The sequence below is a fragment of the Flavobacterium collinsii genome (genome assembly GCF_946903285.1).
GTDB classification, from domain to species: Bacteria; Bacteroidota; Bacteroidia; order Flavobacteriales; family Flavobacteriaceae; genus Flavobacterium; species Flavobacterium collinsii.
The window spans coordinates 4,591,576-4,605,875 of sequence record NZ_OX336425.1; the positions used below are offsets into that span (position 1 = coordinate 4,591,576).

Sequence of the window (14,300 nt, forward strand, 5' to 3'; positions counted from 1 at the left end):
TAGATTAAAATGATTTTCACATTACACATTGTACATTTTACAATCATCATTTCACAATTTATCAAGTACCCATTTCAGCTCTCTCTCGATGGATTGATCTAAATCGGTTTGTAAATGAATCGGCAATACCTGCCAGGTATAGGTTTCGATTTCCAGATGTCTGGTAAACTCATTTTTGTGCCAACTTCGCAAAATTGTTGTAATATCATTTTGAGTAGATTGCAAGAGCTGATAATCTTCAACAAATATGGGTACATGAAAATGAGTACGAAGCTCCCGAAAATCATCACGGCTTATCGCTTCTATTCCATTTTTCAAATCCTTAAATTTGAGTAATGCTCCTTCTTTTGTTTTAATAACTGCCTGGTGCAGATAGGTTGGTTCATCAAAAGTTTTCAGGCATTTTTGAAGTTGTTCAACTGTTGTATTTTCTGAAACTGTACATTTGAGCGCGGCACTAATTTGTAATTTGCCAATATTCAAACCGTGCTTTTGCATTTTTCTGATGACCTCATCACTTTCTTCAAATCCAATGGAAAAATGGCAGACATCATAACAAAGCTGTATGTGATTACGAATATATTCTTGTGCCTGAGTTAAACTGCATAAAAGATTTTTGCCCAATAATGAAGCTCCTTCCTTAAGTAAATAATCCTCGAAAAAAGCGATATATTCGTCGCTACTTTCAATTATGCCATCGGGTTCCGGTTCTATATCCAAATGCATCATTTTACCTTTGGATTCCTGTATTTTAACCAACTGACCCACTACTGTGATCAACTGGCTTGTGGCAGTTCGTTTTGCTTCTGTTAAACTGTTTTCAGTAGCATACCAATGTTTATAAGAAAGTGGGGAAGTCGAAATTCCTCCTTCTATATCAGGTGGCAAAAGTTGCGATAAAATGTTAAAAAGCAACTCTGTGTAATTTAATCTATCAGGGCTTGTCCAATCTGGTAAATGAACTTTATCCTTAATGACCTCGTTATGAAAATTTCCATACGGAAATCCATTCATCGTAAACACATACATTCCGTTATTCTGCAGCCAGTCTTTAAAATCCGAAAGATGTTTTTCTGCTATCAATTCAGAAGCAGCCTGATAAGAAAGACGTAAACCTATACCAAAAGGCTTATGTGGAGAAACTTTCTTTTTAAGTGGAATGCAATACGTTTTTACACTTTCAAAAACAGCTTCCCAGGATTCGCCCGCATGAATATTGGTACAATAACTTAAATGACTATTGGAACCAATTAACATACTTCTGTATTTAGTTGACAAAATGAATTGAGATACTGAACCGATTGTATAATTATCTCTTTATCCAGTGCATGTACCTCTTCACCAATACCTATTTCATTTATCAACATGATCGTAAGCCGGCCACCAAGATGCTCTCTGAACTCTTCTAATCCTTTAATTACCTCCTCTGAATGAGTATCAAGAACCGGGTGTGTTATTGCAAAACCCAATGTTAGGAAACATTTTAAAATTCGTTCCAGACTCAGTGCATCAATTCTATGTATCAAAAAAGAGTAAGTAACATCGAGGGCTATACCAATTGCTACGGCTTCTCCGTGGGTAATTTCATAATTAGTAAGCTGTTCCATTTTGTGGGCTGCCCAATGTCCAAAGTCTAATGGCCGAGATGAACCTTTCTCAAAGGGATCCCCTTTTTTAGAAATATGATCGGTATGCAAAGCAGCACAACGAATAATAAGCGTTTCCATAACCGAAACTTCTCTGTTATTGAGTGCCTGCGCATTATTCTCTACCCAGTCAAAAAAAGAAGCATCTTTTATGAGTGCCACTTTTATGGCTTCGGAAATACCGGATCGCCAGTCCCGTTCCTTTAGCGTTGTTAAAAAATCAGAATCATTTAGTACTGCATACGGTGGGGCAAATGTGCCCAGAAAGTTCTTTTTACCAAAATAATTCATACTGTTCTTTACCCCAACTCCCGAATCGTTTTGAGATAAAACGGTCGTTGGTATCCGGATCAGGCGTACACCACGATGTGCAATTGCTGCAGCATAACCTACGGCATCTAGTACAGCGCCCCCCCCTATTGCAATAAGAAAAGAATGCCTGTCTATTTTATTGTCATTGATTAATTGCAGAACCGATTCAATAACATCCAAACTATTCTTAACGGCTTCTCCTCCCTGAACGACATTGATACTATGTTCTGAAATTCCAAACTGATAATGATTAAAATAGTGAATCACATTTCCGATGAACTGACTTGTTGTTTCAACAACTCCTCTATCTATTACTATAGCAATTTTGGGCTGTTGGAAAGCGGGTTCTTTTTTGATCACATCAATAAGTGAGGTATTGCCACTATCAAATAAAGAACGGCTAAAAATAATGTCATAATTAAATGTGACCTGAAAATTCTGCTGAAGTATCTGTTGTTCTTTCATTTTGATAAAGTATAAATCAGGTTACGGCAAACTTTTTAGATAATAAAATCGATATTGGCAACAAGGCCAGTACAAACAATGCGTATACCAATCCTGCCGAACCTGCAACATAACTTGCATTAAGAGGAATTAGGGATAATACCCCTGTTTTTACCGCTTTTTGTATCGCAACCGGCTGATTGTAAAGGAAAGCTTTGTATTTTGCAAAAAAATTAATTCCATACCAAAAAAGAAGAAAAGGCAGGAGCTGCCAAAATCTAAATTTAAGCTTGTATCCTATAAAAATAAACAGAACAACTACTATTGCATCGAGTAGCAGAGCAGTCAGTATAGCGGACTTATTATTTCCCGAAGCTTCTTTTTTAGCCGTAAGCGTGATGGCTGCAATAAATAAAATAGGAATAATGCCAATGTACCAATAAGTAAAAACGGCGTCATTATTTATACTCATCCCCAGAAGCAAATTTCCTCCCCGACAAAGTCCCATGTTTAATGGACCTGCAATGGGATAATGTTTACTTATTTTATCATAAGTAAGGGCCAATACACCAATTACCGCTGCCAGCATACCACTGAGAACTGATACCGTAAAAGCAAATCCGATTCCTGCCACTAACATAAAACTGCCCAGTAAAATAGCTTCATCTTTGCTCACCAGCCCACGTGGGAGTACTCTTTCCGGCCGATTTATGGTATCTGCTTCCAAATCAAAAATATCATTAAATACAATGCCCCCTCCGTACAAGCCAATTGTAGAAAGCACGAGCAGCAACACATTCTGTATCCCGTTCTCATTGTTGACATTCAAAACTAAAAGCCCGGAAACAGCAATCCCCGCAAGAATATCAGTCACTGCCGTAACAATATTTGCGGGACGCACTAAGGTTACTAAATAGAATAACTTGCCTGACATCTAGTTTTCTATAATGATTTTTGGATATACAATTTCTTTAGATTCCTGTCCTCTGAGCACACTGCTTCCTTCAAATAAAGAATCCTGAGTGATGGTGATTTTATTTTTCCAGTCCTCTTCATTCATTTGCCCGCTTTGAGAATAAGCCGTTAAGGCATTTTTATAGCAGGTTAGATAAACATCTTCTTTAGCAATTCCTCTTTCAAGCATTAAAGCTGCCGTTTTAGGAACAGATAAAGGATCACTTACTCCCCAATCAGCAGAACTGTCTACAATAATACGTTCAGATCCGTACTGCTTTACAACCTCTACCATCCGTTCATTCCCCATTTTGGTATTAGGATAAATGGTAAAAGCAGCCCAATATCCTCGATCTAAAACCTGTTTGGCTGTTTCTTCGTTATTGTGGTCGATTACCACCATATGAGGAGCTACTCCATGTTCTTCCAGCACATCCATACTTCTGATGGTTCCATTTTTTTTATCCCGATGCGGGGTATGAACCATTATCGGCAAATTAAATTTCAAAGCCAAATCGATCTGTAGTCTGAAATATTTATCCTCGACCGGAGTCTGATCGTCATAACCAATTTCTCCAATTGCCACTACTCCTTCTTTTGCTGCAAACAACGGTAATAAATCCATCACTTTTTCTGCCAGAGCTTCATTGTTGGCTTCTTTAGAGTTTAGCCCTATAGTGCAATAATGCTTAATTCCGAATTGTGAAGCTCTGAATCTTTCCCACCCCACCAAGGTGCTGAAATAATCCTTAAAAGAAGAAGCTTCTGTTCGTGCCTGGCCAAGCCAAAATGCCGGTTCAATAACAGCTACAATACCTGCAGCACGCATTGCCTGGTAATCATCTGTTGTTCTGGATACCATGTGAATATGTGGGTCAATGTAATACATGTACTAAATTTTTAATAGTGAATAATATTGGGTTCCTATTTCATCCCATGTTGCCGTACTTTGAGATAGTATCTCTTCAGAAATTTCATTTTCTTTAAAAAAAGTACTCTCTTTCAGCACTTTTACCGCAGCCACTTGGGTCAATAACTCTCCGGTTCCTATTGCTTTTGTCAGATCGTCTACTATTTCCCGGTTTACAAAACCGGCTGTCAATCTCCAAATTTCCGGCGATACTAATCGTCCTGCCGACCAGCGTTCGTGAATATAATCATGTATAATTAAGGCCAGCTTTTCATTTTTACGTGGTTCTAAGCCAATAATTTGATACAATGGACGCCCCATAAAAAGGGCTTTCAGCACCAACTGATTCCATGCATCAACCGGCAGGTATTTTGCTGCAAAAGGATTCCCTAAAGCTATAGCATCAAACACTGCAACCATATTGGTTCTGATTCCTTCCTGAATTGTCAAAATAAATTCCTCTGCATTTTTTAAGAAAAAAAGTCCCTTATACAAACTGACTAACTCTTTTATATCTGCCATTTCTGCGAGGTTCTTTATTGTTTCAACATTTTGATGCTCTGGAAGGTGCATCATTAACAAACTACGGCAAAGCTGCTGCAGATCCCAATTAGCCGTTGTAAAACCGGGATACAATTCTTCCAGCAAAATAGTTTCCTGCAAGGTCCATTTTGGAATTATTGGCGAAATTTTCCTGGTAACTAAACCAAAAGTCTGAAAAAACTGTGTGTTGTTCTCAAACCAGATATGGCTTTCCATCCAATCTGATTCAGCTTCTGAAAGTTTCTGTCGAATTAGAGTTCGTATTATTTCTGCTGAATTAATTCTTATTGCTGTTGCTGTCCTATCAGTTTTCATTTTATAAATCTTTTTGGGCTCAATTACTTTAAAATGTTTTCCCTGACAACCAGTGAATTATTATCCGGATCTCTAAAAAAGAAAAAACGATCTTCATACCCGTCATCTGAAGTATTAGAATTGATTACAACACCATCTATTTCATCGATCACCACTCCATTGACTCTAAAATAATCAAGCGTTGCCTGAATATTCTTTACAATAAAGCTCGGAACTGTTCCTGTTTCCGGCAGTGGGTAAAAAGGAGTGTCAATATCTTTGTATAATCCCAGCATAAAGCCATCTTTGTTCTTATGCTCTAAATACAGTTGTATAAAGGATTCTGTGCCAAAATTCCCATCAGAGTTAAGCGTATATCTGCTATCTGTTTTAAAATCAAGGATTTCCTCATAGAATTTTTTAGATTTAAGAATATCACTGACTGATACTTTTATCACTACTGCTTTTGACTTAAATTTCATTTCTTTTTTTACTTTTAAATCAACACATTATTCCCCAACAACATATTCAAAACTAGGCCCCGCTACAAAACCAGGGTGATTAGGATCGGGAATCGCCAGCAACTTAAGAGCATATAATCGCAAAGAATACATTACCCCCATTGCGGTACTAATTTTCTCTGGTTCTCCATTAAAAGTTTCATGCAAACTATTAAGCAAAGAAGTGTAGTTGTAATTAAAGAACTTACTATTAATATAAGCCTGAGAATCCTTTGGATAATCATTCATTTTAGGATTTGGCCACATATTTGGTACTAATTCAGGATTAAACGGAATTAATAGATCCCCAAACATATACCCTCCCTCAGGGTCTGCCTGTATTGTTTTACCCTTATAAATTTCTTCAAAACGGTAGTAGTGCGCCAGTTCAGGAACATTTCCATCGTCTGCAGAACTTACAAATGGATCTGTTGTTGTTCCTTCACCCTGATCAATAATGATATCTATACCTCTTATAGCAGTTGCCTCATCGACAATAGGGAATAATAAAGATGCATCATAAAATTTTTCAAAGGTCATTTGATAGTTTGGATTTCCAACAAATATTGTTTTTCCTTCCGCTTTTGCAGCAGCTTCAAGTTCTACTATTATTTCTTTTATTCTGGTATAAAACACTCCTATGGTAATTACATTGGAGACCATCAAACGATTATGGATATCAATTGGATCTTCTGGCTCTTCAATTGACATAAAAACATCTTTCACAAGATCTAAGGAAAACTTTTTGAGCGGCACCTGTAATCCATCAACTACAGAGCCTGGTAAAGGCCCCGGGTATAGTGGTATAAAACCAGGTTTATTAATAACCGGACTTCCTCCTACAGCATTCAATATATTGCAGGCTATAGATAAATGCAGCATTTCTTCACGAACTACAGAACCTATCAGGTTTGATATTTGATCATTACCGGTCTCAAATAGCGTAAAATTTGCTGTTAAGTAGGGCGGAATTGTGGAATGTTCTAACTCAATGGCAGTTTGCAGCGCATTTTTTAGATCGGAGAGAGTCTCAATTTTTATCGTTTTTAAGAATATCATAATCAGATTTTTATTTTATGAATACTATGCTTTATTTGCTGTTGCAGTTTTATCGATGACATCTTGTAAATAGTTCAAAATAACCATCTTTTTATATTTAGAAAGATCTCTTGTTGCAGGCATATAATTAGGATCATCAAGATCTTTACTAAAAACTAAATGCAATATTTGCGCATTTTTATCAACCACCGTTTTATCTGCCAGATTAAAAATTCCTTTTGACATCAACGGATACAAATTAGCATATTGCTGCATGATGGGCTGAATAAAGTTGTTCCAGTCAGGAATTATTTTTGGGGTTGGAGCACCTGAAAAAATCAAAAGACTAATAAAATTAGACTGATTACAATCGTCAAAACTTTGTGTGCTCAGATTATAACTGATAGCATAAATTTGTCCATCAATGTATACTCTCGGATTTCCGGGATCGGGAGCTGTAAACCTAAGTACAGCTTTACCATTTGCATCTGTTGTAACTTCAGCGGGTTTATTTCCTGAGAAATAAGGTATTGGAGGAGTACCAACTGCGGGTACCACTGACGGTGGTGGTGAACCTAATAAGTTTTGTGTATTATCTTGTGCCTGAATGATTGCATTTGGAAGTGCTTTTCCAAGATGAGTTGCGTAAAAATTAATTTTACACTTATCTTCAGGATCTAATCGAAATACAAATTGATCAGCACCTACATAATCAATAGACTCTGTATAAATTAATATCCCCGTCTTAGATTTTTTTAAACTAAAAACATCATTGATACTGTCTGTCATATTTGTAACAATTGCCAATGGGTATTGGTTACAAAGATCCAGCTGTTCGTCTGAAAGTGGAAAAGTAAAAATTCCTGATGTACTCATATACCAATCCAAACCTGAATAATTTATTTGTCCAATGACTGATATCCCTGTATTGGTATTGATAACAAGGTGTAAATTTTCACTTGTATTGACCCCTTCTGCATTAAATTGTAGCGCATTACCAAAATCAAGTACAACTTGTTTTAATTTCTCATCGACTAATGCGGTAGAATAATTATATTTTTGTCTTTGTCCCTGCGGTAAATATTGAGGAAGTGGATTTGGAAATAATTGTCTTCCCAATACAAAATGTTTAGGTTCTCTATTATTTGAAGGTCCTATCGAGCCAGCTATTCTGCCTAAAGTAAATTGGTCTGAGGTGTGATCTCCATTAAATCTATCCACCGTAAAATGTATAGATAATTGCTTAGCACTTACAGCTTTTAATTCGTTAAGATATCTTGAGTTAGATATTTTAAAATTCCAATCAATATTCTTTATAACAGACTGATATGTTGCCCCTGCTCCTGAACTACCTCGTAAATCAATAGATCTTGAAAACCAAATATTGCTAAATGGCGCCATCTCATAATCACCTTTCACCAATGTATTCCCCTCATTATTTACAATTCGTACCACAAACCCCCAAAGTTGAGAAACCATTTGTTGCTGACTATCTAAATCTACAATTTTTCCTGCGGTACGTGCATCGGTATCCATGACAGACATACCAATAATAGGATCTAAAAGTGGATTATCAATACTCGTTCCGTCCTGATAGGTAACACTCGTGATTTTACAGCCTAGAAATCGCCAGTTTCCGGTACCATCTGGATTCCACCAACCATTTTCTTGGCCCGGACCGTAATTTTGATATTTTGACTCAAATGTTTCATTGTTAAAATGTGTGGGATCATTATTTACAGTCGAAGGATCGGCCTGAAACTGACCAGAAAATGTAAGACGCGGGACGTTTAAATATGACATAGTTTTAGTTTTTAAATTTTAGAATAACCAACTTCTTAACACCAATAGTACTTTTTGTATTGTTTTTTAACCATTTATGCGTCAAATTTAAACAACACTCTCATAGATCTGTAATAAAATGTTACAGGCAACTTTTTTTTTGCCATAGAGTAAAAAAAACTAAGCATGAAATTGATTTTATAGCAGTTGGAAACACAAATAATAAATGTAGAATTACCTCTATTTTGTCGCAAAAAACAACGTTCTTAATTGGAGTTACCTCCTATTTTGCCACAAAATGTTAAGGCGGTTTTTGAGAAAAACCTAAAATGGAGTGGATACCTTTTTTGCCATAAAAAGTTAAGGCCGTTTTAAAAAATATTGAAGACAGTTTTTAGTTAGATAATTTATGAAGAGATTAATTGTAAAATAATCACCACTTTATAATTTTAAGATATGGAAACACCTAGAAAAAAGTGGCCCCTGGAATTTAAAATCTGTGCAGTCACAATTAGTAACCAGTACAAAAGTGTAGTTCTTGTAGCTCAGGAGCTTGGAGTCAGCAAAAACAGCCTGCAGCTTTATAAGGATGGAAAACTTACCCTTCAGGAATCATCTGATTCCTATACGAACAGAAAAGAAATATTAAAGTTAAAAAAGGAAATTAAGAACATCAAACTGGAACGAGATATCTTGGAAGAGGGTGCTGCGTACCTTCTGCAGAAAAGACGATTGCGGTATCAATTTATCAGAGAAAACGCCGATAAATTTCCCATATTCAAGATGTGCAAAATTTTTCATGTAGACCCCAGCAGCTATTATAAATGGTTAAAAGGACTTCCGACAAGCAGAGCTGAACGTAAATTATTTATAATATCAGAGATTTCAAGAATTTATCATTGGAGTCAAGGCAGGTACGGTAGTCGAAGAATAGCCAAAGAATTATCCTCGATCAACATAAAAGCTTGCCGATCTTTTGTTGCAAAGATTATGCTGGAGAATAATATGTCTAGGATTCCAAAATTAAAATTTAAAAGAACTACAATATCCTCTGCTAAATATCCTGCAGCAGCGAATTTATTAAATCAGAATTTTAAAGTAAGTGAGCAAAATCAGGTATGGGTATCCGACATTACCTATATTCGAACTAAAAAAGACTGGGCATATCTTACTGCTGTTATAGACCTCTTTGATCGTAAAGTAGTAGGATGGTCGGTAAGTGAAAACATGAAGACAATGGATACAACCATTGCCGCCTTTAAACAAGCTTTGCGTAATCGTCCTTTAACTAGTAACCAGAAATTAATTTTTCATTCAGACCGAGGGATTCAGTACGCATGTAAAGATTTTGTTTCCATCTTGATAAAAAGTAACCAAATCGCTCAAAGTATGAGCAGAAAGGGCAACTGCTATGATAATGCAGTTGCTGAAAGTTTTTTCAAGACATTAAAAACAGAATTACTTTATCAAAATAAATATCCAACGATAAAAAAAGCAAAAAAATCAATCATTGACTATATCAAAAATTTCTATAATAGCTGTAGAAGACATTCTGCTCTTGGAAATTTAACAATAGAAGAATTTCAGAATCTATGATTACATGTCAAAAATTAAATCTAAAAAAAAAGCGACCCTTTTGGAGCCGCTTTGAATGTTTTCACAACGGAATAATCCTTATTGTGAATTGCTTCAAAATTGTATTGCAATAATACAATAAAATCTCTATCCTTAATTATGGTTTTCCGTAAATCAATTAATTATCTTTTACTTAATTTTAAAAATTAATTTTTTAGAGATGAAAAAAATATTAGGATTAGATTTAGGGTCAACTTCTATTGGTTGGGCATATATCCATGAAGCAGAAAATAATGATGAGACATCATCAATAATAAATTCAGGTGTACGTATTGTGCCTCTTACTACTGATGAAGAAGCCGACTTCAAAAAAGGAAATACTATTTCCATAAATGCAGACAGAACATTAAAGCGTGGAGCAAGACGAGGCCTGCAGCGTTTTAAACAAAGAAGAGATGCTTTATTAGAAACCTTCAATAAAATAAAATTTATTTCTACTGGTTTTGTTTACGCTGAAACAGGAAAAGAAACTACTTTCTCTTCATACCAATTAAGAGCTAAAGCAGCAATTGAAGCAGTTTCTAAAGATGAACTAGTTCAAGTTCTATTGATGCTTAATAAAAAAAGAGGTTACAAAAGCAGCCGAAAAGCAAAGACTGCTGAAGAGGGAGATGCAATTGATGGAATGAAAATTGCCAAAGAAATTTTTGAAAATAATTTAACACCTGGACAATGGGTTTATAATTCATTATCAAAAGGAAGTAGATTTATTCCTGACTTCTATCGTTCAGATTTGCAGAAGGAATTAGATAAAATTGTGCGTTTTCAAAATCAATTCTATCCAGAACAATTAAACAACAAACTTCTAGAAGATATTCAAGGAAAATCAAGAACACAAACCTCTCAACATTTTTCAAGAACATTAAAAATTGAACTTGCAGAAAACAAAGGAACCAGAGAAGAAACCAAATTACAGCATTATAAATGGAGAAATGATGCTTTGACAAACGAACTTGATTTAAAAATTTCAGCATTTATTCTTACTGAAATAAACAACCAAATTAATCAATCCAGCGGCTACCTTGGTGCAATTAGCGACAGAAGCAAAGAATTATATTTCAATCAACAAACTGTTGGTCAATTTCAATACAAGCAACTCGAGAAAGACCCGCATGCCAAACTGAAAAATCAAGTATTCTATCGTCAGGATTATTTAGATGAGTTTGAAAAAATTTGGGAAACACAAAGGCAATTTCATAGCGAATTAAACGACCTGCTAAAAACAGAGGTCCGTGATGTCACAATTTTTTATCAACGAAAATTAAAGTCCCAGAAGCATCTTGTAAGTTTTTGCGAATTTGAAAAAGGACATAAAGCAATTCCGAAATCATCTCCTTTGTTTCAGGAATTTAGAATTTGGCAAAACTTAAATAATATTGTTGTCAAAAATGAGGCTACAAAAGAACCTTTTGTTTTGGATGAAGACCTAAAAAAAATTCTTGCACAACAATTATTGTTTAAGGAGAGTATTACAGACTCTCAAATATTATCTTTTTGTGAGCTAAAAAAGGGGACTCATACTGCTAATTTTAAAAAAATTGAAGGAAACAGAACTAATACTGAGATTTATAAAGCTTTTGAAAAAATTCTGGTTTTAGAAGGCTATGATGAATTAGACCTTACTAAATTAGATGCTTTTGAAAAAAATAAAATAATCAAATCTGCATTTTCTGATTTAGAAATTAATACTGATATTTTTGATTTCGATACAAATATCCAAGGGAATGATTTTGACAAACAGCCCTACTATCAGTTTTGGCATTTATTATACTCTGCGGAAGATGATGATTTTTTAAAAAAAAGTCTGATGAGTAAATTTGGCTTTAGAGAAAATCACATTCCATTTCTTTTGAATGTAATCTTACAAGCTGATTATGGTAGTCTGAGCGCTAAAGCAATTAAAAAAATACTCCCTCATTTAATTGACGGACATATTTATAACAAGGCATGTACATTAGTTGGCTATAATCATTCATCATCCTTAACAGCAGAACAAAATAATAATAGGGTTCTAAAAGATACTTTGGAACTAATTAAAAAAAACAGCTTAAGGAACCCAGTTGTAGAAAAGATACTTAATCAAATGATTAACGTCATTAACGCTATTGTAAAGGACCCGTCATTAGGAAAACCAGATGAAATTCGTGTGGAATTAGCTCGTGAATTGAAAAACAATAATGAGCAGCGTAGTGAAATGACAAAATCTATTAATAAGAGTACTGTAGAACACGAGCAAATCAGGAAATTATTACATCATGAATTTGGAATCCATCGTGTAACCAGAAATGATATTATACGTTATAAACTTTGGAAAGAGTGCGATGGAATTTCATTGTATACAGGAAAACCAATAGAACCATCAAAACTGTTTACAAAAGATTATGACATTGAACATATTATTCCAAAATCACGTTTATTTGATGATAGTTTTTCTAATAAAACCATTTGTGAACGTCAACTTAATATTGATAAAAGTAACAAAACAGCCTATTCTTTTTTACAGGAAAAATTATCTGCGGAAGAATTTGATCAATTTGAAAAAAGAGTAAAAAGTTTGTTTGGAAAAATTAGCAGAACAAAACAGAATAAACTCTTAATGGCCGATAATGAAATTCCGGAAGGTTTTATTGAACGTCAATTAAGAGAGACCCAATATATTGCAAAAAAAGCCAAAGAAATTTTACTGGAAGTTTCCAGAAATGTAACCTCAACTATTGGAAGTGTAACTGATAAACTTCGCGAAGATTGGGAATTAGTCGATGTGATGAAAGAACTCAATTGGGACAAATATGATAAATTAGGGTTGACTCATATTAAAGAAGGTAAAAACGGGGAACGTTTGTACAAAATTAAAGATTGGACAAAACGAAATGACCATCGTCATCACGCTATGGATGCGATAACGGTTGCTTTTACCAAACCCGCATACATCCAATATTTGAACAATTTAAATGCAAAAACACAAGGCGATAAAAAAGCAGATTCTATTCTTGGAATTGAAACGAAATATTTAAAAAGAGATAAGAATAATAAACTTCGATTCATCGAACCAATGCCAAACTTTAGAGAAGAAGCGAAAAAGCAACTTGAAAGTATTTTGATTTCTTATAAAGCCAAGAATAAAGTCGTAACCAAAAATAAAAATATTACCAAAAAGAAAGGTGGAATCAATCAAAAAAATCAACTAACACCTAGAGGGCAATTACATGAAGCTACCATTTACGGAAAACTGCAACAATATACTATCAAAGAAGAAAAAGTAAATGCCAATTTCACTGAAGAATACATCACTAAAGTAGCAAAGAAAGAATATCGTGAAGCACTCCTAAAACGATTAAAAGAAAACGGTAACGACTCTGAAAAAGCTTTTACAGGAAAAAATGCGTTGAACAAATTACCCATTTATATCAGTTTAAAAAATAACATTGCAGTTCCGGAAAAAGTAAAAACAGTTTGGCTAGAAGATAATTATACTATTCGAAAAGACATTACATCTGATAATTTTAAAGATTTAAAAAGTATTGACAAAGTAATTGATGTCGGCTTAAAAACTATTCTTCAAAACCGATTAAATGAATATGGTAATGATCCGAAAAAAGCTTTTAGTAATTTAGACGAAAATCCTATCTGGCAAAACAAAGAAAGAGGAATTACTATAAAAAGAGTAACTATAAGAGGCATTAGTAGTGCCCAAGCTTTGCATACCAAAAAAGATCATTTAGGAAATGAAATTTTAGACAAAAACAACAATCCTACTCCAGTAGATTTTGTGAGTACAGGAAACAATCATCATGTCGCAATTTATGAAGATGAAAAAGGAAATCTACAAGAAGAAATTGTAACCTTTTTTGATGCAGTTATTCGCAAAAATGAAGGATTTCCGATTATTAATAAAAATCATAGTTCTGGATGGAAGTTTTTATTTACAATGAAGAAAAATGAATTTTTTATTTTCCCCTCAGAAAATTTTAATCCAAATGAAATAGATTTATTAAATCCTATGAATTATAGTTTGATTAGTCCAAATATGTACAAAGTTCAGTCTTTATCAATAATTAAATATGGCAATGCTACAATTAGAGATTTCAAATTCAGACATCATCTTGAAACAACCGTAACAGATAAAAAAGAATTAGTAAACATAACTTATAAACAAATAAAAAGCTTGCCGCCACTGCAAAATGTTGTAAAAGTCAGAATCAATCATTTAGGTCAAATTGTTCAAATTGGAGAATATTAGTT

10 protein-coding genes are annotated in these 14,300 nt (G+C 34.3%); 2 read left to right on the forward strand and 8 right to left on the reverse strand.

The genetic code is table 11. The features are described from left to right. Positions 1 to 51 precede the first annotated feature (51 nt). Genes eboE through OGZ34_RS18710 form a run of 8 tightly spaced genes read right to left on the reverse strand, consistent with a single transcriptional unit; the run spans position 52 to position 8,444 of the window. On the reverse strand, positions 52 to 1,257 hold the full coding sequence (gene eboE, locus OGZ34_RS18675) for a metabolite traffic protein EboE (protein ID WP_263361303.1): 1,206 nt from the start codon (positions 1,255 to 1,257) through the stop codon (positions 52 to 54). Next, entirely contained in the window at positions 1,251 to 2,423 is a 1,173-nt protein-coding gene (locus OGZ34_RS18680) for a 3-dehydroquinate synthase (RefSeq protein ID WP_263361304.1), read from the reverse strand. The genes eboE and OGZ34_RS18680 overlap by 7 nt, the downstream gene beginning before the upstream one ends. A gap of 16 nt (positions 2,424 to 2,439) precedes the next feature. Next, positions 2,440 to 3,336, reverse strand: a complete 897-nt coding sequence (gene eboC / locus OGZ34_RS18685; protein ID WP_263361305.1) for a UbiA-like protein EboC — start codon at positions 3,334 to 3,336, stop codon at positions 2,440 to 2,442. Then, positions 3,337 to 4,245 carry a TatD family hydrolase gene (locus OGZ34_RS18690; protein ID WP_263361306.1) on the reverse strand — a complete coding sequence of 303 codons (909 nt, stop codon included), beginning with the start codon at positions 4,243 to 4,245 and terminating at the stop codon, positions 3,337 to 3,339. It lies immediately after the preceding gene. Positions 4,246 to 4,248: 3 nt separating this feature from the next. After that, positions 4,249 to 5,124: an EboA domain-containing protein gene (locus tag OGZ34_RS18695; protein WP_263361307.1), complete on the reverse strand. Its 876-nt coding sequence runs from the start codon at positions 5,122 to 5,124 to the stop codon at positions 4,249 to 4,251. Positions 5,125 to 5,147: 23 nt separating this feature from the next. Further along, entirely contained in the window at positions 5,148 to 5,585 is a 438-nt protein-coding gene (locus OGZ34_RS18700; protein ID WP_263361308.1) for a VOC family protein, read from the reverse strand. A gap of 27 nt (positions 5,586 to 5,612) precedes the next feature. Beyond that, positions 5,613 to 6,662 (reverse strand): ferritin-like domain-containing protein, encoded by a 1,050-nt coding sequence (locus OGZ34_RS18705; protein WP_263361309.1) that lies wholly within the window; start codon positions 6,660 to 6,662, stop codon positions 5,613 to 5,615. A 24-nt stretch (positions 6,663 to 6,686) separates the two neighbouring features. After that, positions 6,687 to 8,444, reverse strand: a complete 1,758-nt coding sequence (locus OGZ34_RS18710; protein ID WP_263361310.1) for a hypothetical protein — start codon at positions 8,442 to 8,444, stop codon at positions 6,687 to 6,689. Between the two features lie 435 nt (positions 8,445 to 8,879). On the opposite strand from OGZ34_RS18710, the gene OGZ34_RS18715 reads away from it, so the two are divergent. Both OGZ34_RS18715 and cas9 read left to right on the forward strand, forming a co-directional pair. Next, positions 8,880 to 10,019 (forward strand): IS3 family transposase, encoded by a 1,140-nt coding sequence (locus OGZ34_RS18715; protein WP_263361311.1) that lies wholly within the window; start codon positions 8,880 to 8,882, stop codon positions 10,017 to 10,019. Between the two features lie 199 nt (positions 10,020 to 10,218). Beyond that, positions 10,219 to 14,298: a type II CRISPR RNA-guided endonuclease Cas9 gene (cas9, locus tag OGZ34_RS18720; RefSeq protein WP_263361312.1), complete on the forward strand. Its 4,080-nt coding sequence runs from the start codon at positions 10,219 to 10,221 to the stop codon at positions 14,296 to 14,298. Positions 14,299 to 14,300: the final 2 nt, after the last annotated feature.